The 25,408-nt window shown below is 70.9% G+C and carries 25 protein-coding genes; 22 read left to right on the top strand and 3 right to left on the bottom strand.

Annotation, left to right across the window (positions count from 1 at the left end; genetic code table 11):
* Nucleotides 1-18: 18 nt before the first annotated feature.
* Both rplQ and truA read left to right on the top strand, forming a co-directional pair.
* Nucleotides 19-774, top strand: a complete 756-nt coding sequence (gene rplQ / locus QM728_RS11195; RefSeq protein WP_415032089.1) for a 50S ribosomal protein L17 — start codon at nt 19-21, stop codon at nt 772-774.
* Nucleotides 775-789: 15 nt separating this feature from the next.
* Entirely contained in the window at nt 790-1,686 is an 897-nt protein-coding gene (gene truA, locus QM728_RS11190; protein ID WP_415032088.1) for a tRNA pseudouridine(38-40) synthase TruA, read from the top strand.
* On the opposite strand, the gene QM728_RS11185 is transcribed toward truA, so the two are convergent.
* Nucleotides 1,687-2,697: an alpha/beta fold hydrolase gene (locus QM728_RS11185; RefSeq protein WP_415032887.1), complete on the bottom strand. Its 1,011-nt coding sequence runs from the start codon at nt 2,695-2,697 to the stop codon at nt 1,687-1,689.
* Nucleotides 2,698-2,851: 154 nt separating this feature from the next.
* Here QM728_RS11185 and QM728_RS11180 point away from each other — a divergent pair, with 154 nt between their 5' ends.
* From QM728_RS11180 to ahcY, 12 genes are all read left to right on the top strand, one after another.
* On the top strand, nt 2,852-4,627 hold the full coding sequence (locus QM728_RS11180) for a long-chain-acyl-CoA synthetase (RefSeq protein WP_415032087.1): 1,776 nt from the start codon (nt 2,852-2,854) through the stop codon (nt 4,625-4,627).
* Between the two features lie 86 nt (nt 4,628-4,713).
* Entirely contained in the window at nt 4,714-5,064 is a 351-nt protein-coding gene (locus tag QM728_RS11175; RefSeq protein WP_415032086.1) for a hypothetical protein, read from the top strand.
* A gap of 5 nt (nt 5,065-5,069) precedes the next feature.
* Nucleotides 5,070-5,426, top strand: coding sequence for a YbaB/EbfC family DNA-binding protein (locus QM728_RS11170; RefSeq protein WP_415032085.1), 357 nt, complete (start codon nt 5,070-5,072; stop codon nt 5,424-5,426).
* Entirely contained in the window at nt 5,423-5,725 is a 303-nt protein-coding gene (locus QM728_RS11165) for a hypothetical protein (RefSeq protein ID WP_415032084.1), read from the top strand. The genes QM728_RS11170 and QM728_RS11165 overlap by 4 nt, the downstream gene beginning before the upstream one ends.
* Nucleotides 5,722-7,074, top strand: a complete 1,353-nt coding sequence (locus tag QM728_RS11160; RefSeq protein ID WP_415032083.1) for a hypothetical protein — start codon at nt 5,722-5,724, stop codon at nt 7,072-7,074. The genes QM728_RS11165 and QM728_RS11160 overlap by 4 nt, the downstream gene beginning before the upstream one ends.
* Nucleotides 7,071-7,385: a PE domain-containing protein gene (locus QM728_RS11155; RefSeq protein ID WP_415032082.1), complete on the top strand. Its 315-nt coding sequence runs from the start codon at nt 7,071-7,073 to the stop codon at nt 7,383-7,385. Before QM728_RS11160 ends, QM728_RS11155 begins: the two co-directional genes overlap by 4 nt.
* Nucleotides 7,382-8,317 (top strand): PPE domain-containing protein, encoded by a 936-nt coding sequence (locus QM728_RS11150; protein ID WP_415032081.1) that lies wholly within the window; start codon nt 7,382-7,384, stop codon nt 8,315-8,317. The genes QM728_RS11155 and QM728_RS11150 overlap by 4 nt, the downstream gene beginning before the upstream one ends.
* A gap of 23 nt (nt 8,318-8,340) precedes the next feature.
* Complete coding sequence (locus tag QM728_RS11145; protein ID WP_415032080.1) at nt 8,341-8,649, top strand: WXG100 family type VII secretion target; 309 nt, start codon at nt 8,341-8,343, stop codon at nt 8,647-8,649.
* Nucleotides 8,650-8,670: 21 nt separating this feature from the next.
* Nucleotides 8,671-8,964 (top strand): WXG100 family type VII secretion target, encoded by a 294-nt coding sequence (locus tag QM728_RS11140; protein WP_415032079.1) that lies wholly within the window; start codon nt 8,671-8,673, stop codon nt 8,962-8,964.
* Between the two features lie 109 nt (nt 8,965-9,073).
* Nucleotides 9,074-10,060 (top strand): DUF808 domain-containing protein, encoded by a 987-nt coding sequence (locus QM728_RS11135; protein WP_415032078.1) that lies wholly within the window; start codon nt 9,074-9,076, stop codon nt 10,058-10,060.
* Between the two features lie 99 nt (nt 10,061-10,159).
* Nucleotides 10,160-11,671, top strand: a complete 1,512-nt coding sequence (locus tag QM728_RS11130; protein ID WP_415032077.1) for an amino acid permease — start codon at nt 10,160-10,162, stop codon at nt 11,669-11,671.
* A gap of 59 nt (nt 11,672-11,730) precedes the next feature.
* Nucleotides 11,731-13,221, top strand: coding sequence for an adenosylhomocysteinase (gene ahcY, locus QM728_RS11125; RefSeq protein WP_415032076.1), 1,491 nt, complete (start codon nt 11,731-11,733; stop codon nt 13,219-13,221).
* Between the two features lie 11 nt (nt 13,222-13,232).
* Here the strand turns inward: ahcY and QM728_RS11120 are convergent, their stop codons facing one another.
* Nucleotides 13,233-13,862, bottom strand: coding sequence for a dTMP kinase (locus QM728_RS11120; protein ID WP_415032075.1), 630 nt, complete (start codon nt 13,860-13,862; stop codon nt 13,233-13,235).
* 87 nt (nt 13,863-13,949) lie between these two features.
* Here QM728_RS11120 and mtrA point away from each other — a divergent pair, with 87 nt between their 5' ends.
* The 3 genes from mtrA to QM728_RS11105 are packed head-to-tail and all read left to right on the top strand — an operon-like array spanning nt 13,950 to nt 18,126.
* Nucleotides 13,950-14,636 (top strand): MtrAB system response regulator MtrA, encoded by a 687-nt coding sequence (gene mtrA, locus QM728_RS11115; protein WP_415032074.1) that lies wholly within the window; start codon nt 13,950-13,952, stop codon nt 14,634-14,636.
* Nucleotides 14,633-16,363, top strand: coding sequence for an MtrAB system histidine kinase MtrB (gene mtrB, locus QM728_RS11110; RefSeq protein WP_415032073.1), 1,731 nt, complete (start codon nt 14,633-14,635; stop codon nt 16,361-16,363). Before mtrA ends, mtrB begins: the two co-directional genes overlap by 4 nt.
* Nucleotides 16,360-18,126, top strand: a complete 1,767-nt coding sequence (locus QM728_RS11105) for an LpqB family beta-propeller domain-containing protein (RefSeq protein WP_415032072.1) — start codon at nt 16,360-16,362, stop codon at nt 18,124-18,126. The genes mtrB and QM728_RS11105 overlap by 4 nt, the downstream gene beginning before the upstream one ends.
* A 71-nt stretch (nt 18,127-18,197) precedes the next feature.
* Here the strand turns inward: QM728_RS11105 and QM728_RS11100 are convergent, their stop codons facing one another.
* Nucleotides 18,198-18,890 (bottom strand): ComF family protein, encoded by a 693-nt coding sequence (locus tag QM728_RS11100; protein WP_415032071.1) that lies wholly within the window; start codon nt 18,888-18,890, stop codon nt 18,198-18,200.
* 210 nt (nt 18,891-19,100) lie between these two features.
* Between QM728_RS11100 and hpf the strand changes: the two genes are divergently transcribed.
* The 5 genes from hpf to QM728_RS11075 all read left to right on the top strand — a co-directional run bounded on the left by hpf (nt 19,101) and on the right by QM728_RS11075 (nt 25,363).
* On the top strand, nt 19,101-19,844 hold the full coding sequence (gene hpf / locus QM728_RS11095) for a ribosome hibernation-promoting factor, HPF/YfiA family (RefSeq protein ID WP_415032070.1): 744 nt from the start codon (nt 19,101-19,103) through the stop codon (nt 19,842-19,844).
* A gap of 145 nt (nt 19,845-19,989) precedes the next feature.
* Complete coding sequence (secA, locus tag QM728_RS11090) at nt 19,990-22,755, top strand: preprotein translocase subunit SecA (protein WP_415032069.1); 2,766 nt, start codon at nt 19,990-19,992, stop codon at nt 22,753-22,755.
* A 54-nt stretch (nt 22,756-22,809) separates the two neighbouring features.
* Nucleotides 22,810-23,349, top strand: a complete 540-nt coding sequence (locus tag QM728_RS11085) for an Rv3235 family protein (protein ID WP_415032068.1) — start codon at nt 22,810-22,812, stop codon at nt 23,347-23,349.
* A gap of 50 nt (nt 23,350-23,399) precedes the next feature.
* Entirely contained in the window at nt 23,400-24,836 is a 1,437-nt protein-coding gene (locus QM728_RS11080) for a wax ester/triacylglycerol synthase domain-containing protein (RefSeq protein ID WP_415032067.1), read from the top strand.
* Nucleotides 24,833-25,363, top strand: coding sequence for a DUF6912 family protein (locus tag QM728_RS11075; RefSeq protein ID WP_415032066.1), 531 nt, complete (start codon nt 24,833-24,835; stop codon nt 25,361-25,363). Before QM728_RS11080 ends, QM728_RS11075 begins: the two co-directional genes overlap by 4 nt.
* Nucleotides 25,364-25,408: the final 45 nt, after the last annotated feature.

The following is a 25,408-nucleotide window of genomic DNA, read 5'->3' as shown; positions in this document are numbered from 1 at the left end:
CCTCTGAGGAGAGAGACAATGCCCAAGCCCACCAAGGGTGCCCGCCTCGGCGGGTCGGCCAGCCACCAGAAGGCGATCCTGGCGAACCTTGCCACCTCGCTGTTCGAGCACGGCCGCATCACCACCACCGAGGCCAAGGCCAAGCGCCTGCGCCCCTACGCCGAGAAGCTCATCACCCACGCGAAGGGCGGCAGCCTCGCCGACCGTCGCCAGGTGCTGCGCGTCATCCGCGACAAGGACGTGGTGCACGAGCTGTTCGCCGAGATCGGCCCGTCGTTCGCCGAGCGTGCCGGTGGCTACACCCGCATCATCAAGACGCTGCCGCGCAAGGGCGACAACGCCCCGATGGCCGTGATCGAGCTCGTCCGCGAGTCGACCGCGACCAGCGAGGCCGACCGCGCCAACCGCGTCGCCGCGTCCAAGAAGGCCGACGAGAAGCCGGCCAAGAAGGCTGCCGCCAAGAAGGCCGACGAGAAGCCGGCCAAGGCGGATGACGCTGCCGCGGAGGACAAGGCGGATGAGCCCGCCAAGAAGGCCGCTGCGAAGGCCGACACCGCCGAGGCCGCCGACAAGCTGCCCAAGGGCGCCAAGGCCCCGCTCAAGAGCGGCGGCCAGCCGAAGGGTTACCCGATCAAGGGCAACCTGCAGTCGATGCTGTACCACCGTCCCGGCACCGCGTTCTACGACAGCACGATCGCCGAGATCTGGTTCGCGACCGAGGAAGACGCCGAGGCCGCCGGTTACAAGCTGCCGCCCTCGCAGGACGAGGACTAGGTCGTAGCCGACCGCATGACCACGGCAGACCCCGCCACCGACTCCGGTGGCGGGGTTTGCCGTCTGCGCCTCGACGTCGGCTACGACGGCACGGATTTCAGCGGCTGGGCGGCCCAGCCCGGGCGGCGGACCGTCGCCGGGGTGCTCACCGAGAAGTTGGCGACCGTGCTGCGCGAACCGGTGCGGCTGACCGTCGCCGGTCGCACCGACACCGGGGTCCACGCCACGGGGCAGGTCGCCCACGTGGACGTGCCGCGGGCCGCGCTGGACACCCGCTCCATCCACGGTGATCCCGCGACGCTCGTGCGGCGCCTGGCCAAACTGCTGCCCGACGACGTGCGGGTCAAGGCCGTCACCGAGGTGTCGGGCGACTTCGACGCGCGCTTCTCGGCGTTGCGCCGCCACTACGTCTACCGCCTGTCCGACGCGCCGTGGGGACCCGAGCCGGTCGCTGCGCGCACGACCGCGCACTGGGCCCGCCCGCTCGACGTCGACCTGCTGAACGCCGCGTCGGCCGAGCTGATCGGCCTGCACGACTTCGCCGCCTTCTGCCGCTTCCGCCCCGGTGCGACGACCATCCGCGACCTGCAGGCCTTCGACTGGCGCCGCGACGGCGACGGCGTGCTGATCGGGCGGGTGAGCGCCGACGCTTTCTGCTGGTCGATGGTCCGCTCGCTGGTGGGCGCGGTCGCGACCGTCGCCGAGGGCCGCCGCGACGTGCCGTGGTGTGCCGGACTGCTGGCCGAGGCGAGCCGCAGCGCGCAGGTGCCCGTGGCGCAGGCGCGCGGGCTGTGCCTGGTCGGCGTCGACTATCCGCCGGCGGATCAGTGGGCCGACCGCAATGCGACGACGCGCGACATCCGTGGCGCCGACGAGGTCGACGGGTCGAGCGGCGGCTGCTGCGGGGGCTAGTCAGTTCGCGCTGAGCTCGATCGCCATCGCTTCGGCGATCTCCGCCCTGGTCAGCGCGCTGAGCTGTTCGCCCTGATCGCCGAGGACGACGGGATCGGCGCCCTCGATGAGCATTTTGCGCCAGGCCCGTGGATCGAAGGTTCCCGGGACGGTGGTCGACACGAAGTCGTCGACGAGCGCGGCGAACCGGTCGGGTTCGTCGCGGAACGGGAAGTGCCCGCAGCCGTCGAAAGTCTCGAGCAAGGACCCCGTGATGGCCGCATGGGCGATCTCGGCGTGCCGGTAGGGGATCACCGTGTCGGCGGTGCCCCACGCGATGAGCACGGGGATGCCGGCGGTCAGATACGCGCGGTCCAGCATGGATACGTGTTGCCCGCGCCAGTCGACGGCCGAGCGCAGCGTGCGCCCGAACGCGGCGCGGGCGTCGGGCGGAGCCAGGTCGCGCAGGATCCGCACGATGTCGGAGCGGTCGGTCAGGTGGCGGCTGGGGGACAGCGGCGCGGCTCGGCCGGGCAGCGCGGGCGTCGCGGCCAACGCCTTGGCGGCGGTGTCGAGGGCGGTCATCGCCCCGGGAACCCGCAACAGCCCGAGGAGCGAACCCACGCCCGGCAGCGTCGCCAGGCGCAACGCCGGCGAAACGTCGCGGGTGACGCCGCCGGCGGACACGAGCACCAGGCGCGAGACCATCGACGGGTACTGGTAGCAGAACTGCATGGCGACCCCGCCGCCGAGCGAGTGGCCGACGAGGGTGACGCGCTCGTGGCCGAGCACCCACAGGAGGTCGCGCAGACCGTTGGCGAAGGCCGCGACCGAGTAGTCCGCGCGCGGCTTGTCGGAGAAGCCGTGACCGAGGAGGTCGGGGGCGATGACAGTGTAGTGCTCGGCGAGGCGGGTGATGATCGGATCCCACGTCGACGAGTTGTCGCCGATGCCGTGGACGAGGACGATCGGCGGTCCGCTGCCGGCGATGCGGTACGCGCGGCGATAGCCGTGGATGGTGCGATAGCGCATCCGGATGCGGGGCGTGCTCGTCACGGGTGGCCTCCTTCGTGCCTGTTGTCGAGTCAACCCCACCTGCGGCCGCCGGGCACTGGGCGCAAACGCCTGTTAGCACGGTGTTTACAAAGCCTGCCCGATCTCCGCCCGCGCTTGGTGTACTCGGGGGATGAGCGCGCAACCGTCGCCGATCTCCCTCGGCTCACTGCTGGTCGGGGCCGTCGGGTTGACCCGCGACCTGCCGCACCTGGCGCGCCAGCTGCCCGCGATGGCCAGCCTGCGCCCCGGCCACCGATGGACGATCGGCAAGCAGGTCGCCCGGGCGGCCGCCGCCCATCCGGATCGGCCGTTCCTGCGCCAGGACGGGCGGGACCACACCTATCGCGACTGCAACCGGCGGGCCAATCGGTGGGCGGCGGTGTTGGCCCGGCGCGGCATCGGCAAGGGCGACGTGGTGGCGGTCATGGCCCGCAACAGTGTCGACGTGGTCATTGCCGTGATCGCGACGGTCAAGCTCGGGGCGGTCGCGGGGATGGTCAACTACCACCAGACGGGCGAGGTGCTCGACCACAGCCTGGGGCTGCTCGACGCGAAGGTGCTGGTGCGCGACGAGGCGAGCGCGGCGGAACTCGCCACGGCGTCGGCGACGGTGCCCGACGTGTTGACCTTCGGCGACCTCGACCACGAGGCCGTCGAGCTTGCCGCACGGAACCCGCGGGTCAACAAGAATCCGGCGATCACCGACTCGCTGCGGGCGGGGTCGCCGGCCTTCTACATCTTCACTTCGGGGACGACGGGGTGGCCCAAGGCCTCGATCATGAGCCACGGCCGGTGGGCGATGAGCATGGTCGGCCTCGGCGGCACGGCGATTCGACTGCGCGCCGACGACGTCATGTACTGCGCGCTTCCGCTGTACCACAACAACGCACTCACGGTGTCGCTCGGCGCGGTGCTCGGCGCCGGGGCCTGCCTGGCGATCGGGGAGAAGATCTCCGCGTCGCGCTTCTTCGACGACATCATCGCGAACGACGCGACGGCCTTCTGCTACATCGGCGAACTGTGCCGGTACCTCCTCGCCCAGCCCGCCAAGCCGAGCGACCGTGCTCATCGGGTTCGGGTCGCGGTTGGCAACGGGCTGCGCCCGGACATCTGGGACGAGTTCGTCGAGCGCTTCGGCATCGAGCGCGTCGTCGAGTTCTATGCGGCCAGCGAGTCCAACATCGGATTCGTGAACATCTTCGGCCAGCGCAACACCGTCGGATTCTCGCCACTGCCGTATGCGATCGTCGAGGTCGACGTCACCACCGGCGAACCGATCAGGAATGCGCGCGGCCGGGTTCGCCGCGTCCGCAAGGGGCAGCCCGGCCTGCTGCTGAGCCACATCTCGCCGCTCACCCGGCTGGACGGCTACACCGACCCCGAGGCGACTGAAAAGAAGATCGTCCGAGGCGCCTTCCTGCCAGGGGATGCGTTCTTCAACACCGGCGACCTGGTCTACTCACTCGGCTACGGGCACATCGCGTTCGCCGATCGCCTCGGCGACACGTTCCGCTGGAAGGGCGAGAATGTGGCGACCACCGAGGTGGAATCCGTCCTGAGTGGTGTCCCCGGGGTCGTCGAGTCGGTGGTGTATGGCGTCACGGTGCCCGGTGCCGATGGGCGCGCCGGGATGGCCGCCCTCGTCGTCGATGACGATTGGGATGAGGCGTCCTGGTCGGCCCTGGCGGCCGCGGCCACGACGCGGCTGCCGGGCTACGCCGTACCGGTTTTCGTGCGCCTGGTGCCCGCGATCGAACACACCAGCACCTTCAAGTCGCGACGCGTCGACTTGCGCGAACAGGGCTATGCCGACGTCGGCGAGGATCAGGTCCGCGTCCTCGACGGGGATCGCTACATCCCGTTGTCGACGGCGGCAGTGGCGCGAGTGGCCGGCGCCCGCCCCTAGCCGCGCACCGCGGGAGGGAACCGTTCGGGGCCCGGCTGCGTCTAATTCCCATACGCGGCGATAGGCGCCGCGCGGGGGAGGGCGCTATGCCGGACGACCAAACGACGGGCGCGCACGAGTGGATCGACTCGCGGTACACGGTGCGGTCGCGCTCGGGAGCCATCACGGTGACGACGACGGCCCACGGCCTGCCGGTCGCCGTCCAGCTGGGTGAGTCGGCGATGACCATGGGGGCGGGTGCGCTGGCCGACGCGGTGCTCGGGCTGTGTGCACAGGGCCGCCTCGCGGCGAGCGCACGGTTGCGCGAGATCCTGCGGGCCGACGGCATCGACGACGAGGTGCTGGCCACGATGGCGCTCGCCACCGCCGAGGATGTGGCGCGGGCCCAATCCGTCGAGGACGACCGCGCGACGGCGCCCGCGTCGTGGATGCGGTGAGCACGATGGCCAATCCGCAGTTGGACGAACTCCTGGCACGTGCCGGCGCCGCGGCCGGGCGCATGGCGGACCTGGCCGACGGGTACGCGGCGATCACGGGCGAGGCCAGTGATGCGCGCAAGGTCGTCACCGCGCGCGTCGATGGGAGCGGCGGCCTGATCGGGCTGTCGCTGGACCGGGGCGCGCTCCGCCTGACTCCCGCGGAACTGGGCGAGCTGATCGTGTCGACGGCCCTGGTCGCGGCGCAACGGGCCTACGCCGAGCGGGCCAGGCTGACCGACGACTTCAACCGGGAATTCGCCGAATACCTCGGCGCCGGGGAAACAGCCGGGACACACCCGGGGAACGAGGGGGACAGATGAGTTCGGTGATGATGGTGGGTGAAGCCGTCGAGGGTTTGGCGGCCACATCGGCGACGATGGGTACCGCATTGGCGAGCGCCGGCGGGGTCAACGCGGCGGCGAACACCGCGGCGATGGTCGCGGTGTTCGGGGTGATCGGCCAGGAGTTCGTCGCGGCCTTCGTCGCCGCGCAGGCGGCCCACCTGGCAGCGGTGGGGAACATCGCCGCGGTCCACGCCGGGACCGCGGCATCGATGCTCGTCGGCGCCGCCGACTTCGCCGGTGCCGACGTGGCCGGGGCAGTCGGGATCGGTCGATGACCGCGGCGGCTCCTCCCGCCGGTGCGGCGGCCGGTGGTGGCGACTGTGCCGCGGCGCTGACGGTCGAGGGGGCGCTGCGCGGCGCGGGTCTGGGCCCGGTCCTGGACATGCCCGTCGGGGCGGTGCTGCGCAACCTGGGCCTGCCGGCCCTGCCCGCACCGCCGCCGCTGCCCCCATTGCCCGGCCTTCCACCGCTGCCCGTGCTCGATCCGTCGGCGCTGCTGAAACCGCTGACCGATCTGCTCGGCGCCTTCGGCACCGGTGACCTGGCCGGCGCCGGCGACCCGACCAAGATCTTCTCCGGCCTGTCCTCGCTGCTCGACCTCACGATCTCTGGGACCACCACCGCGCTCAAAGCGCTCGACAAGGCGTGGGCCGGTACGGCCGCCACGTCGGCGGCGACGAAGATGGGCCGCACCGCCGTCGAGTCGGGTGCCGTGGCCAAACAGGGGACCGGGATGTCGTTCGACATCACCGCCGCGGCCGGCATCGTCGCGGGCGGTCTCGCCGCGCTGCAGGCGGTCATCGTGAAGACGGTCGGCCTGGTCGGTGCCGCGATGCCTTTCATCTGCACCCCGCCGGGCCAGGCGGCGGCTCTCGCCGCCATCGGCGCGGGTATGACGGAGGGGATGGCCGTGATCGCCGCCACCAAGGCGCAATTGCTGGCGCCGACGGCGAAGATGATCGCCAACGGCGCACCGGTTCCGATCAGCGGTGCACCCGCCGGTGCCGGGACGTCGGGATTCGCCCTGGCCGCCACCGCGCTGGAGGCCGCCGCGACTCCGCTCAAAGCCGCGACCGGGGTGCTCGGCAGCGTGCTCGCCGCGGCCGCGAAGACCGGATCGACCGGGGCCACGAAGCAGCTGACGCCGCGCGCACGCGACATCGATCCGCGCCGGCCCGGCGACCCCGCGCTGTGTCCGACCGCGGCCCGCACCGCTCCGGCGGGCGTGGGCGCCACTGGGCTCGGGCGCGGGATCGCCACCGGTGGAACCGGGCGCGAGATCACGGCGCGCTATGCCGCGCGGACTCCGGCGCCCGGTGGCACCGGACCGGCCGGACTGGCCGCGGTCGCGCCGCCCGTCGCACCCGCGGGTGCTGCCGTCGGACCCGGTGCCGCCGTCGCGCCGATGGGCGGCGCCGGTGCGCTCGGCGGGGCGCATGCGATCGGCCGGGTGGTGGGCGGGCCGCACCTCGCCATCAAGTCCGACGACGCGGTCGCCGACTGCGACAGCACCTGCGCGCCGCCGGTGTTCGGGGCGGCCGAGGGCACGCCCCAGCCCGACGACCCGACCGGCGGCGACGCCGGATCCCGGCTCGACGCCCTGAAGGCGGAGTTGCTGTCATGACCGAGCAGCGCGGAACCCTGCTGACCGCCGATGTGGCGGCGATGCGCGATACCGCTGCCGCGCTCGACCGGTTGGCGGGCCGCCTGGCCGAGGCCGTCGACCGTCGCGCGCAGCGCCTGTCGCCCGCGCCCGCCGGTGACGACGAGGTCAGCCGCGCCGTCGCGGCAGCGCTGTCCGCCGCTGGTGGCGGCCTGGTCGCCGACGCATCCGCGGGCGCGGCCCAGGTGAGCGCCTGTGCGGCGGCGCTGCGGAGCCAGGCGCGGGCCATCGTCGACGCCGACGCGCTGAGTCCGACGTCCGAGGCGTCGTGAACCGGCCCGGCTTCACCGGTGTCGACTGGTCGTCCCGGTCGCCGGAGCACCTGTGCACCCGCCTGTTGAGCGGTCCCGGCCCGGCCCTGCTGGCCGATTGCGCCGCTGGCTGGGCGGACCTGGTCGACGACCTCGCCGAGCTCGTGAGCACGGCACGGCGCATCGTCGACAAACTTCGCGCCGAGTGGGATTCACCCGGCGCGGTCGGTGCCGCCGGCGCGGTGGCACGGCTGCCGGAGTGGCTGGACGCGCTCCGGCGCCAGGCGGTGCGGGAGTGCGACTCGGCGCAGACCGCGATGGCCGCCATCGAGACTGCTCGGCTGGTGATGCCCGCGGCGGCCGCCGTCGACGACGCGCGCGCCCGGTGGACCGCGCTCACCGAATCCGTCGGCATCGGCGCCCTGATGACCGGCGGCCTCGCCGGAGCCCGACGGGCACTGGACGAGCAGTCCGCCACGGCCGCCCGGGTGATGGCCGATTACGAGCGCGACGTCACCGCCGTCGCCACCGGCTCGCGCCAAAGGTTGCGACCGCCCGAACTCGTCCGCGCGCCGGCCCCGGCTGCCCGCGGTACCGCCGCGGCGGGCGGCGCCGTGGTGTTGCCGCGGGTGCTCGGCGGGTTCCAACCGGTGATCCATCGCAGCGGCACCGGGCCGGTGCTTGCCCGTCGGGCGACCGTCGCCGACAACAACGTCGGCGTCGCCGCCGGGACGGGTGGCACCGCGCCCGTCGCACCGATGACCGGTGCGGGCGGACTGTCGGCGCGCGGCGGCACCGCCATTGTGGCGCCAGCGGCTTCTCCGCATGTCGCGGCGGCACCGGGTGAGGGTGCCGACCGGCCGATCACGTGGGCGCAGCTCGCCGATGCCGGCGACCCGCACGTCGACCTCGGCCACACCGAAGGACTCGGGGCGCACGACCGTGCGCTCTGACATCAGGAAAGAAGGGGGACATCATGTCCGGATCAGGACTCAATCTCGACGTCGGCGCGTCGATGGCGTCGACCAAGTCGGTCGCCGGGATCGTCGACGAGATGCAACAGGTCATCCGCGCGATCCAGACGGCGTCGCAGAACGCCGCGACCACGTGGAAGGGGCGCGCGTCGGGGGCGTATGACACGACGCACGCCGATTGGAGCTCGAGTGCCAGCAAGCTGAACCTCGCGCTCGAGGACATCAAGGCCAAGCTCACCGCCTCCTTCGCCGGGTACGGCGACGAGGACGAGTCGGGCGCCGCCACGATCAGCGGCTCGCTGGCCGTCTGAGCCGGGACCAAGGAGGAAATCATGAGTGTCATCCAGTACGACTTCGGCGCGCTCGAGGTCTTGACCGGAGATCTGAACCGCAACTTCGCCCGGCTCGAGCACCTGTCGGGCCAACTGCGCACGCAGGTCAACGCTCTCGCGGCGCACTGGCAGTCGGTGCAGGGCGCCCAGGCCTACCAAGAGGCGCAGGCCCACTGGGACCGCGTCTTCGACGAGTCCCGCGGTCGACTCAACGGACTGAGTTCGGCGGTGTCGAAGGCATCGTCGACGATGGGCAACACCGACCTGCGGGTCGGGCGCACCTTCGCGGTGTGATGTCGCCGCCGTCGCCGTCGGTCCGACGGCGACGGCGAGCGCGCATCCTCACCGTGGGCGGCATAGACTTCGGGGAACGTATTCGCCCAAAACGGAAAGGTCCCCACCGATGGCCGGAGGGCTTGCGGCACTGCTCGACGACGTCGCCGCACTGGTGAAGCTGACGGCTGCGTCGGTGGACGATATCGGTGCCGCGGCCGGCAAGGCCGGCACCAAAGCGGTCGGCGTCATCGTCGACGACGCTGCGGTGACCCCGCGGTACGTGCAGGGCATCAAGCCGGCGCGCGAGCTGGCGATCGTCGGGAAGATCGCGCGCGGATCGATCCGCAACAAACTGGTCTTCATCCTTCCGGCGATCATGCTGCTCAGCCAGTTCGCGTCGTGGGCGCTCACGCCGCTGCTCATGGTCGGCGGCACCTATCTGTGCTTCGAGGGTGCGGAGAAGATCTGGGAGAAGCTGTCCGGGGGCGGCCACGAGGAGGAGACGCCCGTCGTCGCCGCCGGTGGCGACGCCGAGAAGGAACTCGTCGGGGGTGCGGTCCGCACCGACTTCATCCTGTCCGCCGAGATCATGGTGATCGCGCTCAGCGAGATCGCCGGCGAGGGCTTCTGGCTGCGCCTGGGCGCCCTGGTCATCGTCGCCATCCTCATCACGGCGCTGGTCTACGGCGCCGTTGCCGCCATCGTGAAGATGGACGACGTCGGGCTGATGATGGCGCGTCGCGACGGTGCTGCCAGCCGTCGCATCGGCCGCTGGCTGCTGCGGGCGATGCCGATGGTGATGGCCGCGCTCTCGTTCATCGGCACCATCGCGATGCTCTGGGTCGGCGGCCACATCCTGCTGGTCGGCATCCACGACCTCGGCTGGGACCCGCTCTACGACTTCGTGCACCACCTCGAGACGGCGGCCGCCGAGGCGACCGGCGCGGTCGGCGGGTTCATCGGCTGGTTGGTCAACACCTTCTTCTCGGCCGTCCTCGGGTTCATCGTCGGATCCGTGGTGGTCGGCATCGTGCACCTTGTGAAGCACCGGACCACCCGCGGCGACGAGCACCCGCTGCCGACGGAACCGGCCGCGCCCGAACCGCGCGCCTGACGCGGTCGATGCCCGAGTAGCCCGGTGGATCGGGTCGGGGTGCGCTAGCCTCAACGCTCAGCCGCGCAGGTCAACCCTGCACACCGATCCGGGAGCGTGATGAGCAACCCGCTGCTTCGCACGAAGTCCATCGAACAGTCGCTGGCCGACACCGACGAGCCGGGCCACCAGCTGCGCAAGGACCTCTCGGTCCGCGACCTGATCGTCTTCGGCGTCGCGGTCGTCATCGGCGCCGGCATCTTCACGGTGACGGTCTCCCAGGCCGGAAACAACGCCGGCCCCGCCATCTCGATCTCCTTCATCATGGCGGCTCTCGTGTGCGGGCTGGCCGCGCTCTGCTACGCCGAGTTCGCCTCGACCGTGCCGGTCGCCGGGTCGGCCTACACCTACGGCTACGCCACCTTCGGTGAATTCCTGGCGTGGATCCTGGGTTGGGACCTGATCCTCGAATTCGCGGTCGGGGCGGCGACGGTCGCCAAGGGGTGGTCGGGCTACCTCGGCAACCTGATGGACTCGTCGGCGACGGTCACGATCGGCGGCGTCAAGGTCGATTGGGGCGCCGTCCTGGTGGTCGCCGTGGTGACGACGCTGCTCGCCGTCGGGACGAAGCTGTCGTCGCGGTTCAGCGCCGTCATCACCGGCATCAAGATCGCCGTGGTCCTGTTCGTCATCATCCTCGGCGCGTTCTACATCAAGAAGGCGAACTACTCGCCCTACATCCCGCCGTCGCAGACCGGCGGCGACCTGCACAAGTCGGTCGACTCGACGCTGTTCTCCTTGATCACCGGCGCCGGCAACACCGCCTACGGCTGGTACGGCGTGCTGGCGGCGGCATCGGTCGTGTTCTTTGCATTCATTGGATTCGACGTGGTCGCCACGACCGCCGAAGAGACGCGCAACCCGAAGCGCGACATTCCCCGCGGCATCATCGGCTCGCTGGTCATCGTCACCGTGCTGTATGTCCTGGTGACCCTGGTCGTGAGTGGCATGGTCAACTACCGCCAGCTGGCCGGTACCGGCGACGACTCGAAGAATCTCGCCGACGTCTTCGCCCTGAACGGGGTGAAGTGGGCGGAGACGGTGATCGCCGTCGGCGCGCTCGCGGGACTGACCACCGTGGTCATGGTCCTGATCCTCGGTCAGACCCGCGTTCTGTTCGCCATGTGCCGCGACGGGCTCCTGCCCCGCAAACTGGCTCAGACCAGTCCCCGCTTCGGCACACCGGTGCGGCTGACCGTGCTGATCGGCACCCTCGTCGCCGTCGTCGCCGGCCTGTTTCCGATCCACCGACTCGAGGAGATGGTCAACGTCGGCACGCTGTTCGCGTTCGCCGTCGTCGCCGGCGCGGTCATCATCCTCCGCCGGACCCGACCCGATCTGCCGCGCGGGTTCGTCGTGCCCGGCGGCTCGGTGGTCCCGATCCTGGCGATCGTCGCCTGCGGTTGGCTGATGCTGAACCTGTCGGCCCTGACGTGGATCCGGTTCGTCGTGTGGATGGCACTCGGGGCCGTCGTGTACTTCACCTACGGCCAGCGCCATTCGATGGTGGGCCGTCGGGAGCGCGGTGAGGTGCCCGCCTGGGATTCGGAGACCGACGACACGATAGCCTGACCCCACACCGATTACCGCCGCCGGGACGACGCGCGCCCGGGGCATCGAGTAGGGGAGCCATGAGCCTCGTGTCCAAGTCCACGCCCACTGCCGACCACCGCAACGGAATCGACTTCAAGGTCGCCGACCTGGGCGAAGCGGAGTTCGGCCGCAAGGAGATCGAACTCGCCGAACACGAGATGCCCGGCCTGATGGCGCTGCGCCGCGAGTACCACGACGTGCAGCCGCTCAAGGGCGCGCGCATCTCCGGGTCGCTGCACATGACGGTGCAGACCGCGGTACTCATCGAGACCCTCGTCGCGCTCGGCGCGCAGGTCCGCTGGGCGTCGTGCAACATCTTCTCCACCCAGGACCACGCCGCCGCCGCGGTCGTCGTCGGGCCGCACGGCACCGTCGACGAGCCCAAGGGCGTCCCCGTCTTCGCCTGGAAGGGCGAGACGCTCGAGGAGTACTGGTGGTGCGCCGAGCAGATGCTCACCTGGCCCGACGTCGACGGCAAGCCGGTGCTGGCCAACATGATCCTCGACGACGGCGGCGATGCCACCATGCTCGTGCTGCGCGGCGCCGAGTTCGAGAAGGCCGGCGTCGTCCCGCCCGACGACGACAGCCATTCGGCCGAGTACAAGGTCTTCCTCGACCTGTTGCGCCGCAGCTTCGCACAGGACAAGGGCAAGTGGACCGCGATCGCGAAGTCGGTCAAGGGCGTCACCGAGGAGACCACCACCGGCGTGCTGCGCCTGTACCAGTTCGCCGCCGCCGGCGACCTCGCCTTCCCGGCGATCAACGTCAACGACTCGGTCACCAAGAGCAAGTTCGACAACAAGTACGGCACCCGCCACTCGCTGATCGACGGCATCAACCGCGGCACCGACGTCCTCATCGGCGGCAAGAAGGTGCTGATCGCGGGCTACGGCGACGTCGGCAAGGGCTGTGCGGAGTCGCTGGCCGGCCAGGGTGCGCGCGTCCAGGTCACCGAGATCGACCCGATCAACGCCCTGCAGGCGCTGATGGACGGTTTCGACGTCGTCACCGTCGAGGACGCGATCGGCGACGCCGACATCGTCATCACCTCGACCGGCAACCTGGGGATCATCACCTTCGCGCACATGCAGAAGATGAAGAACCAGGCCATCCTCGGCAACATCGGCCACTTCGACAACGAGATCGACATGGCCGGCCTGGAGAGCGCGCCCGGCATGAAGCGCATCAACATCAAGCCGCAGGTCGACCAGTGGGTCTTCCCCGACGGCCACAGCATCATCGTGCTCAGCGAGGGCCGACTGCTGAACCTGGGCAACGCCACCGGCCACCCGTCGTTCGTGATGAGCAACAGCTTCTCCAACCAGGTGATCGCCCAGATCGAGCTGTGGACCAAGAACGACGAGTACGACAACGAGGTCTACCGACTGCCCAAGCACCTCGACGAGAAGGTCGCGCGCATCCACGTCGAGGCGCTCGGCGGCAAGCTGACCAAGCTCACCAAGGAGCAGGCCGAGTACATCGGCGTCGACGTCGAAGGCCCGTACAAGCCCGAGCACTACCGCTACTGAGCGGGCCTCGTTTAGCCGAGTAGTTGCGCGGCCAGGCCCGACGGCGGGTCGCCGGCGAGCACCCGCCACGGCGAGACCCACTCCTGCGCGGCCAACCGACGATAGGCGGCATCGACGCGCGCCTGCAGGTCGGCGTCGCGCTCGTAGCGGTCGCGGGCCCGACTCTCGTCGGACTCGGCGCGCGAGACGGCGCGCTGGGCGGCGACCTCGACCGGGACGCCGAGGAAGAGCTGGTGGTCCGGGACCGGCAGGGCGAACCGGTCGAACTCCAGCGCGCGGACCCATTCGACTGCCGCGTCGGCCGCACTCGGCACCCGGGCGGCGGTGTAGGCCGCGTTGGAAGCGGCATAGCGGTCGGCGACGACGACGTCGTTCTCGTCGAGCAGCGCGGTCAACCGCGGCACCGCGTCGCGGCGATCGAGGGCGAACAACAGGGCCATCGCGTAGGCGCTGTCGGTGACGTCGCCGTGCTCGCCGTGCAGCGCCTCGGCGGCGAGGTCGGCATGCACCGATTCGCCGTAGCGCGGGAACGCGATCGTCGCGACGCGCACCCCGTCGGCCTCCCACTGGCGGCGCAGACCGTCGACGAGCGTCCGCTTGCCGGCTCCGTCGAGTCCCTCGACGGTGATGAAGGTGGCCACGGCGCAAACCCTACCGAGGTCGGGGCCCTCAGCTGGTCGTCGGGCCGTCGGCGCGTCATCCGGGGAAAAGGTCACGAAAATGTCACTATGGACCGCATGAAGCCACGTGTCCTGGTCGTCGACGACGACGCAGCCCTCGCGGAGATGCTGACCATCGTGCTTCGCGGTGAAGGATTCGAGCCCTTCCACGTCGCCGACGGAGCGCAGGCGCTGACCGCGGTGCGCGAAACCCGCCCGGATCTCGTGCTGCTCGATCTGATGCTGCCGGGCATGAACGGCATCGACGTGTGCCGCGCGGTCCGTCAGGAGTCCGGCGTCCCGATCGTCATGCTCACCGCCAAGACCGACACCGTCGACGTCGTGCTGGGCCTCGAGTCCGGTGCCGATGACTACATGGTCAAGCCGTTCAAGCCGAAGGAGCTAGTCGCCCGCATCCGCGCCCGCCTGCGCCGCACCGACGACGAGCCCGCCGAGATGCTGTCCATCGGGCCGGTGGAGATCGACGTCCCCGCGCACAAGGTGACGCGCGACGGCGAGCCCATCTCGCTGACCCCGCTCGAGTTCGACCTGCTGGTCGCATTGGCCCGCAAGCCGCGCCAGGTGTTCACCCGCGACGTGCTCCTCGAGCAGGTGTGGGGCTACCGGCACCCGGCTGACACCCGATTGGTCAACGTGCACGTCCAGCGCCTGCGCGCCAAGGTGGAGACGGATCCGGAGAACCCGGAGATCGTCCTGACCGTGAGGGGTGTCGGCTACAAAGCCGGACCGCCGTGAGCGACCGCGCCGGACGGGCCCTCCGCCCGCGCCGTCCCAACAGTCCGCTGACCCGGCTGCGCCGCACCGTGGCGCAGCTGAGCCACAACTTCGGCGGTGTGTGGCGGCGCTCCCTGCAACTGCGCGTCGTCGTCTCGACTCTCGCCCTGTCGCTGGTCGTCGTCGGCATCCTCGGCTTCGTGCTCATGTCGCAGATCACCAACAGCCTGCTGGAGGCCAAACTCGCGGCCGCCGGTGAGGAGATCGACCGGGCGCGCGCGGCCGTCGAACGCGACCTCGCCAGTCCCGACCCGGGTACCCCGCTGCCCACCCGCCTGCGCCAGACCCGGTCTCTGCTGACCGAGCGCGATGCCGCCGATTCCGGGCCCGGCTCACGGCCCGTCGGCGCCTTCGACACCGTGCTGCTGGTCCGCGGCGCCGGCGGCAACGGCGTCGCCGACACGGGCGTCGGGCCCGTCTCGGCCATCCCCGACAACCTGCGCAACATGGTGCAGAGCGGTCAGGTTGCCTACCAGTACTCGACCGTCCAGACCGCCGGCGGCTCGACGACGGCCGCGCTGCTCGTGGGCACGCCGACGAACTCGTCGGTGCCCGGGCTGGAGTTGTACCTGGTGTTCCCGCTGACCGCGGAGCAGGACACCGTGAACCTGGTCTTCCGGACGCTGCTCGCCGGCGGCATCGTGCTGCTCGGCCTCCTCGCTGCCATCGCCTGGCTGGTCTCGCGCCAGGTGGTCCTTCCGGTGCGCTCCGCGTCGAAGGTGGCGGTGCGCTTCGCGGGCGGCCAGCTGTCCGAGCGCATGCCGGTCAACGGCGAGGACGACATGGCCCGCCTCGCGATGTCGTTCAACGACATGGCCGAGAGCCTGCAGCGCCAGATCGCCCACCTCGAGGAATTCGGCGGGCTGCAACGCCAGTTCACCTCCGACGTCTCGCACGAGCTGCGCACCCCGCTCACGACGGTCCGCATGGCCTCGGACCTGCTCTACGACGGCCGCGACGAGCTGGACCCGGTGCGCAAGCGCTCGGTGGAACTGCTCGACAAGGAGCTCGACCGCTTCGAGACCCTCCTCAACGAACTGCTCGAGATCTCCCGCCACGACGCCGGCATGGCCGAGTTGGCGGCGGAGAACATGTCGATGACGATCCCGATCGAAGCGGCGCTGCAGACGGTCCGGCACCTCGCCGACGAGACCGGCACCGAACTGGTCGTCGACCTGCCCGAGGACCCGATCATCGCCGAGATCGACCCGCGCCGCGTGGAGCGGATCCTGCGCAACCTTTTGGCCAACGCGATCGACCACTCCGAGCAGCGGCCCGTCACGCTCACCATGCGCACCGACGGTGACGCGGTCGCCGTGACCGTCCGCGACCGCGGCGTCGGCTTGCGGCCCGGCGAGGAGAAGCTGGTGTTCAACCGGTTCTGGCGCTCTGACCCGTCCCGCTACCGGCGTTCGGGCGGCACCGGCCTCGGCCTGGCGATCAGCGTCGAGGACGCCCATCTGCACAACGGCCGATTGGAGGCGTGGGGCGAGCCCGGCAAGGGTGCCAATTTCCGGCTCACGCTGCCGCTCAAGCGCGGCCACAAGGTCCTGGGCAGCCCGCTGCCGCTGCGCCCGACCGATCTGCGCGCGACGACCAAGCCCACGGCGGCCAAACCCACGGCTGCCAAGCCCGCCGCCGCCGAGCCTGCCGCCACGGCGAAGACCGACGACGGGGAGAAGTCATGATGCGCCGGATCCGGGCGGCCGCACTGGCCGTCGTCGTCGCGCTGGGCACGGCCGGGTGTGTCGCCATTCCCACCGACTCCTCGCCGCAGCCGCTCAAGACCTTCGAGCGACGCCCCGCCGCGCAGGCGCCGGCGCGGCCGACCGCCACGATGGACCCCGAAGCGCTGGTCCACGGATTCCTGCGCGCCACCGCCGACCCGACCGCGGCGCACTCGGCCGCTCGCGCCTTCCTCACCCCGGAGAACGCGGCGCGCTGGGACGACCGCGGCGACACCACGGTGCTGGGCAACATCAGCGTCGTCACCGAGTCGCGCACCGACAACGAGGCGACGGTCCGGATCACGGGCGACAACACCGCGTCGCTCAAGGTGAACGGCCAATTGTTGCCCGCCACGGGCCGCGTCGAGACCACGATGCGCCTCACCCGCACGCCGACGGGCTGGCGGATCGACGGTCCGCTGCCGCAGGGCGTGCACCTGGACCGGGCGCAGTTCGATTCGACGTTCCGGTTGGCGACGCTGTACTTCACCGACCACGAGCACCGCCGCCTCGTCGGAGACCCGCGCTGGTTCTTCGTCGGACAGCTGACGGCGTCGTCGGTGGCGGCGCGACTGCTCGCGGGCCCGAGCCTGGACCTCGTGCGCGCCACCGCGTCGGCGATCCCCGCCAAGGCCGAACTCGGCGATGCGGGACGTCGCGACCAGGGCGGTGGCGTGCGGATCGACCTCAAGAACGCGGGTTCGCCGTCGGACCAGGACCGCGAGCTCATGGCCGCGCAGCTGGTGTGGACGCTCAGCTCGGCAGATTCGCCGGCGCCCTACGTCATCACCCTCGACGGCCAACCGCTGCTCCCCAAGCACGCCGACGGGATCCGGCTGGCGGACGTGCAGAAGTTCTCGCCCACCGCCGCCGACGGCAACCAGGACCGCCTGGACGTCATCAGCGACGGCCAGATGTCGACCGTCGAGGGCACGGCGCTCAAGCCCGTCGGGGGCGGACTGAACGACGGCAAGCAGGTCGTCTCGGCGAACGTGAGCCCCGATCGCAGCCGCGTCGCCGCGGTGCGCGGTCCCCGTCCGGACCGGCCCGCCCCCGGTGCGCCGCCCGCCGACCCCGACGCGGCGCCGCCGGCCGACGACGCCCGTTCACAGCTGGTGTCCGGTCCGTACGGGGGAGCGGTCGCGACCCTGGCCACGGGCGCGACGATCACCCGCCCGTCCTTTGGCGCCAACGGCGACCTGTGGGCCGTCGTGGACGGCAAGCCGACGCGTTGGGGGCCCGATGCGCGGCCGACCGTCGCCGACATCGAAGCGCTCGACGCCGTGGCCCGCGGTCCCATCATCGAGATGCAGGTGTCGCCGGACGGCGTGCGGGCCGCGCTCATCGTCGCCGGTCAGGTGCTGTTCGCGATCATCGAGACGGCCGAGGACGGGCGCCTGGTCCTGGCGCATCCGCGATTCGCCGCGTTCAACATCGGCAATCGGGCCGTCGCGCTGGACTGGTCGTCGCCGACGACGCTGGTCGTCGCCCGCGATGCCGCCGAGACCCCGGTGACGCAGGTCCCGCTGTCCGGCCTGCCCGCGGCGGGAATGGTGACCGGCAATCTCGCCCCGCCGGTGCGCGCGGTCGCCGCGAACCTGTCGGCGACCTACGTCGCCGACACCCGCGGCGTGCTGAAGCTGGCCCCGAGCACCGAGCGCGGACAGACCTGGGAGGACGTCCCGGCCGGCAAGGGGCCGGACATGGTCCCGGTGGTGCCGTAGCTACCTCCCGCCCCGATCGACAGATCCCGCAGCAATCCCGTCGGGAAGCGCGGATTCGTGCGGGAGGAAGGCTAGTCGGCGGCCGCCAGGGCGAGGACGGCGTCGACCCCGACGCCGGCCCGGGCGAGGACCCGCACCGATTCGGCGACGGTCGCCCCGGTGGTGAGGACGTCGTCGACGAGCACGACCGCGGCATCGGCGAGCCACGGGGGATCGGCGCGCAACCGGATGGCACCGCGCAGATTCGCACTGCGCGCCGCCGCCGACAGACCCGCCGAGTCGCGCACCCACGCCGCCGTGCGCAGCAGGGGAGCCACACGCGCACCATCGCCGAGTCGCTGCGACGCGACCCGGCAATAGGCCTCCACCGGGTCGCCGCCGCGCCGTCGTGCGGCGATCGCCCGGGTGGGTGCCGGAATGAGGATCAGCCGCGCCGCGTCGGGGATCTCGCCCCACCGGGCCAACGTCGCCAGGGCGCCGCCCAGCGCGGTGCCGAGCGGATCGACGAGGTCGCGGCGGTGCCGTTCCTTGGCGGCGATGATGGCCTGCCGCAACGGGTTTCGATACGGCCCGACCGCCCACACCGGAGCCGGGACCGCCACGCGGGGAGTGACCGCGCGTGGCACGTCGGCGAGGCGGCGCTCACACGTCGGACACCACGGCGGGCCCGGCCGACCGCACCCGCCGCACACGGCGGGGACGGCCAGGTCGAGTAGCGCGCGCAGCAGCTGCCCGGGCGCGAACGGGCGCGTCGATTCCCCCATCGGTGTTCCCCCGGCTCCATCGCACCACGACGGGAGGACCTGTGGGGCAAAACCTGGCAGGGCCGGTCAACTGCGACTACGGTCGGACTCAACATTCCCCGCACCGCTCGCGGCAGTGTCGACAGGGAGGTGAGGCCGCCGCCACTGAGTGTCAGCCGCCCGGCTGGCATGCCTCGTTCCGAGACTTTTTCGCCAGTAAGAGGAGCCTGCATGACTGTCATCCACCGCAAGGGACACCGCGAATCCAAGGCCAACCGGCGCGAGGACGCGTTCGACGCCGAGGCAGCCTTCACCCGTCCGCCGGGCACGACCGTGTCCAGCGCACCGGCAGAGCCGGAGGCGACGGTGACCTTCTCCGGCCGGAACGTGGAGATCCCCGAGCACTTCAAGGTGCACGTGCGCGACAAGCTGGCCAAGCTCGAACGGTTGTCCCCGGGCACCCAGCGATTCGACGTGCAGCTCTACCACGAGCGCAACCGCCGCCAGGCCAAGGCGTGTCAGCAGGTGGAGCTCACCGCGGTCGGCAAAGGGCCGGTGGTCCGGGCGCAGGCGGGCGGCGAGAACTTCTACGCCGCGCTGGAGGCGGCCCTCGACCGCCTCGACTCGCGGCTGCGCCGCGCCAAGACCCGTCGCGAGGTCCACTACGGGCTGCGCACGCCGACGTCGCTGGCCGAGGCGACCGCGACCGGTGCCGGCGACCTGGCCGGCAGCGCCGCCGACTCGAAAGCCGCTGCCGAGGCCGATGCGGCCAAGTACGACGTCGACGACCACGACCCCGGTCAGATCGTCCGCACGAAGGAGCACCCGGCGGTGCCGATGACCGTCGACGACGCGCTCTACGAGATGGAACTCGTCGGCCACGACTTCTTCCTGTTCCACGACAAGGAGTCCGACCGGCCGACCGTCGTCTACCGCCGGCACGCCTTCGACTACGGCTTGATCCGGCTGACCTGAGCGCGCGGCCGCCGCGCCGATGGACGCGCTGCGGCGCAGCGGCATCCTGTTCCGTACGATGTCAAAGGGCGTTCTGCCGTGTCCCCGCCGCGGGGGCTGACAGACGCCCGCGACATTCACGGGTTTACATATTGAGGGATTGCCAGTGCTGAACAAGCTGCTTCGCGTCGGCGAAGGCCGGATGGTCAAGCGACTCGACGTGATCGCCGGTCACGTCGAGGCGCTCGAGGACGAGACCGCCGCGCTCTCCGACGCCGAACTGCGCGCCAAGACCGACGAGTTCAAGGAGCGCGTCGCCGACGGCGAGACCCTCGACGAGCTCCTGCCGGAGGCGTTCGCGGTGGCCCGCGAGGCAGCCTGGCGCGTGCTCGACCAGAAGCACTTCCACGTCCAGATCATGGGCGGCGCGGCACTGCACTTCGGCAACATCGCCGAGATGAAGACCGGTGAGGGCAAGACCCTGACCTGTGTGCTCCCGGCCTACCTGAACGCACTCGCCGGCAAGGGCGTGCACGTCGTCACCGTCAACGACTACCTCGCCAAGCGCGACGCCGAGTGGATGGGCCGCGTCCACCGCTTCCTGGGCTTGGAGGTCGACGTCATCCTGTCGGCGATGTCGCCGGACGCCCGCGCGAAGGCCTACGCCGCCGACATCACCTACGGCACCAACAACGAGTTCGGCTTCGACTACCTGCGCGACAACATGGCGCACACCCTCGAGCAGCAGGTGCAGCGCGGCCACAACTACGCGATCGTCGACGAGGTCGACTCGATCCTCATCGACGAGGCCCGCACGCCGCTGATCATCTCCGGCCCGGCCGACTCGTCGAGCAAGTGGTACGTCGAGTTCGCCCGGCTCGCGCCGCTGATGAAGAAGGACGTGCATTACGAGGTCGACATCAAGAAGAAGACCATCGGCGTGCACGAGGCCGGCGTCGCCTTCGTCGAGGACCAGCTCGGCATCGACAACCTGTACGACCCCGCGAACTCGCAGCTGGTCGGCTACCTGAACAACTCGATCAAGGTGAAGGAACTCTTCCACCGCGACAAGGACTACATCGTCCGGAACGGCGAAGTCGTCATCGTCGACGAGTTCACCGGTCGCGTCCTCGACGGCCGCCGGTTCAACGAGGGCCTGCACCAGGCGATCGAGGCCAAGGAAGGCGTGGAGATCCAGGCCGAGAACCAGACCCTGGCCACCATCACGCTGCAGAACTACTTCCGCCTCTACGACAAGCTGGCCGGCATGACCGGTACGGCCGAGACCGAGGCCGCCGAGTTCGACCAGATCTACAAGCTGGGCGTGCTGCCCATCCCGACGAACAAGCCGATGGTGCGACAGGACAAGTCGGACCTGATCTACAAGACCGAAGAGGCCAAGTTCGACGCCGTCGTCGACGACATCGCCGAGCGGCACGAGAAGGGCCAGCCGGTCCTCATCGGCACCACCAGCGTCGAGCGCTCGGAGTACCTGTCCCGCCAGCTCCAGCGCCGCGGCATCCCGCACAACGTCCTGAACGCCAAGTTCCACGAGCAAGAGGCGCAGATCATCGCCGAGGCGGGCCGCGTCGGCGCCGTCACCGTCGCGACGAACATGGCCGGCCGCGGTACCGACATCGTGCTCGGCGGCAACGCCGACATCATCGCCGACTCGCGCCTGCGCAAGGCCGGCCTGGACCCGGTGCACACCCCCGACCAGTACGAGGCCGCGTGGGACGAGGCGATCACCGTCGCCCGCGAGAACGCCGAGGCCGAGGCCGACGAGGTGCGCGAGGCCGGCGGCCTGTACGTGCTCGGCACCGAGCGGCACGAGTCGCGCCGCATCGACAACCAGCTGCGCGGCCGCTCCGGCCGACAGGGCGACCCGGGCGAGTCCCGGTTCTACCTGTCGCTGGGCGACGAGCTCATGCGCCGCTTCAACGGTGCCGCGCTCGAGACCATCATGAACCGCGTCAACCTGCCCGACGACGTGCCGATCGAGGCGAAGATGGTCACCCGCGCCATCCGCTCGGCGCAGACGCAGGTCGAGCAGCAGAACTTCGAGGTCCGCAAGAACGTCCTCAAGTACGACGAGGTGATGAACGAGCAGCGCAAGGTCATCTACGGCGAGCGCAACACGATCCTCGCCGGCGAGGATCACAGCGAAGAGATCCAGGGCTTCATCGACGACGTCGTCGGCGCCTACGTCGACGGCGCGACCGCCGAGGGGTACGCCGAGGACTGGGACACCGACAAGCTGTGGGAGGCCCTGCGGTCGCTTTACCCGATCGAGCTGTCGCCCAAGAAGGTCATGGCCGAGGACGACTTCGGCGGACGCGACGACATCTCCCCGGACGAGCTCCGCGAGATCCTCACCAAGGACGCGCACCACGCGTACGCCGAGCGCGAGGCCGCGATCGACGCCGCCTACGGCGAGGGCACGATGCGCAAGCTCGAGCGCGACGTCCTGCTGCAGGTCATTGACGAGAAGTGGCGCGACCACCTGTACGAGATGGACTACCTGCGCGAAGGCATCTACCTGCGGTCGATGGCGCAGGCGGACCCGGTCGTTGAGTACCAGCGCGAGGGCTTCGACATGTTCGGCAAGATGCAGGAGGGCATCAAGGAGGAGACGCTCGTCTACCTCTTCCAGGGCCAGTTCCACGTCGAACCCGCAGCCGCCCAGTTGCCCACCGGACCGGTCGCCGACTCGGCGGACCAGTCGAAGGTGCCCGCCGCGCTGCGCGGCAGTGGTACCCCGACGGCTCCCCGCGACGACGCGATGACCTACACCGGTCCCGACGAGAGCGGTGACGCCACCGCCTTCGACGAGCACGCGGACCCCGCGTTGGAGCCGGAGGCCACCGGCCGCCCGAACCGCAAGGCCAAGGGCAAGCCGGCCGCCAAGCGCGGCGGGAAGCGCCGCCGCTGATCCTCTCGGCGACTTTCGGTTCCGACGGAACCGAACGGGCCCGCGCTGCGTCCCATGTATATGGACACCCAGCAGGTCGTCGTGCGGCCGGCACCGCCGTTCGAGCATCCCGGCCAGTGGGCGCAGCCCTGCGCCTGTAGTGCGCGCGACCGGCAGCCGCCGCCGGCGTTGGTCAGCGCCGCCGTGCCGCCGACCCCGCCGACTCCGCCCGCCGAGCGCAGCGTCGTCGGTGCGCGGGAGTTCGCCATCGCCGCGATGACGGTGATCCTCGAGGTGCTCGACCGCCGTCGGCCCGTCGTGGCGCTGCAGCCGTTCGTCGCCCCGGCGGTGGCCGACCACGTGCTCAGTCGGGGACGGGCCAAGCACGAGGCGCGCAGTGCGCGCGCCGGTGTGGTGCGGGCGCCGGATCTGCGGCTGCGGCGCCTGCACGTCCAACTGGTTGCCGAGGGGCAGGCCGAGTTCTTCGGCAGCTACGCGTGCGGTGCGCGGGTGCGCGCCTTCGCCGGCCGAATGGCGGTGCCCAAGCGTCGGCGCGGGAAACAGCACGCCGAGCCCGCGGTGCCCTGGCAGGTCCGGGGTTTGATGCTGGACTGACGGCGATGCCCGGTCCGCGCCGGCCTTGCGGCCGATAGGATCGCTCCATCATGGTGAATCGGCTGTCCGCGCGCGAAGCGATGTACTACTTCCTCGACGAGGCCGGTTCCACCGTGCATGTCGGGACGCTGATCGTCGTCGATCCGGCGGCGGCCGAAGGCGGCGCAGCGCTGGACTACCACTCGCTGGTCGCGCTCACCGAGGCCCGCATCCAGTTGGCTCCCCGTTATCGCCAGGTGGTGAAGTCCGTGGTGCTCGGCTTGGCCAGGCCGGTGTGGGTCGACGATCCGGAATTCGACATCAACTTCCACGTCCGGCGGGCGGGACTGCCCGGACCGGGCGGGGTCGAGCAATTGCAGGACCTCGTCGGCCGGGTGCTGTCGCGGCCACTCGACCACAAGCGGCCGCTGTGGGAGATGTATCTGATCGAGGGGCTGGCCGACGGCGGGATGGCGGTGCTGACCAAGACGCACCGCTGCATGCTCGGCCGGGGCGCGCCGGAACTGTCGCAGATCCTGCTCGACAGCGACCCCGGCGCCGGCGGCGAGACCCCGGAGGACCTCTGGATGCCGAAGTCGACGCCGGGCACCGTGCAACTCGCGGTCGAGGCGATCGCCGAGGGGCTGGCGCGGCCGGGCGAGTTCGTCGAGAACATCGTCACCGGCCCGGTCAGCGGCTTGCGCTCGCTGGCCCAGTCGTCGGCCGCGCAGGTGACCGAGGCCATCTCCCAGGTCGCCAACGCCGCGCCGGACAGCCCGCTGAACCGCACCACGACCTCGACGCGGTCCTTCGCGGTCGCGTCGGTGTCCGCGTCCGAGGCCACCCGGATCGCCGAGCACCACGACTGCACCCGCAGCGACGTCGAGCTGGCTATCATCACCGGGGTGCTGCGCCGGTGGCTGCTGTCGTTCACCGAGACGCTGGCCGCCGGCGACACCGTGCGGGTGGTGCTGCCGCTGATGGGCCGCGACGAGGAGTTCGACACATCCGGCATCGACGGTCCCGACAGCGGCTGGTCCGGCGAGGACGGCCCCGGTTTCGTTACCGACCTGCCCGTCGGCGAGGCCAACCCGGCGGTCGTCATCTCGCAGGTCGCCGGCTTCGCCAGCCGCAACGCCCACTCGGCGACGCGCCAGTCGCGGCGGTTGGGGCCGCTGCTGCCCGATCTGGGCGTCGTCCCCTTCGGCGACGTGGCGGCCCGCGTGTTCACCAGTTGGAACCGGCACACCTACAACCTGCCGATCGCCGTCGCGCCGACCCCGGTCGGCCAGCGGTGGTGCAACGGGGTGCCCGTCCGCGACCTGTTCCTGGTGCCCAGCCTGCTGGCCAACCGGGCACTCGCGATTACCGTGCTGACCTACACCGACCGGATCGAGTTCGCCTTCCTCGGCGACCGCGGCGTGCTCGCGGACCTGCCCGCGCTGGTCGACTACACCCACGATGCCTTCGATGAACTGCGGCCAGGCCGCGGAGGGGACAAGAAGTGAGGGTTTACATCCCGGCCACGCTGGCGATGCTGCAAGCGCTGACCGCCGACGGCGAGATCGCGCCGCTCGGCGGCACGGCCTTCGCGCTCACGCCGGCGTTGCGCGAGTCGTACACCGCCGGCGACGACGAGGAGTTGGCCGAGGCTGCGATGCGCGAGGCCGCACGGGCCAGCCTGCGCCTGCTCGACGTCGACGAACCGCCCGCCGACGGCGAGGACACCGATGCCAAGCCGCTCCCGCCGCGACGCGTCGTCGTCGCGGCCGACGTCGCCGACGACAAGGTCAAGCTGCGGCCCGACCTGGATGCCGCGGTCGTGAAGCTGGCCGGCCCGGTGCCGCTGGCCGACATCGTCGCGGTCCACGTGGACGGCGCCGACGCGGAGAGTGCCGTGCGCGCGGCCGTCGACGCGGTCGATGCCGCGGATCTGGGCGATCTGGACGCCGAACTGGCGATCGGCGACGTCGAGGACTTCGACCTCGGCTGGTACGCCACCCAGGAACTGCCGTTCCTGCTCGAACTCCTCTGAGTCGACCCCGGCACTCGTCGAGCGTGCCCGGAATCGCGCCGAGCG

Source organism: Gordonia sp. (in: high G+C Gram-positive bacteria), from assembly GCF_047602025.1.
Taxonomy (GTDB): domain Bacteria; phylum Actinomycetota; class Actinomycetes; order Mycobacteriales; family Mycobacteriaceae; genus Gordonia.
This window is presented reverse-complemented; position numbering and strand designations above follow the sequence as displayed.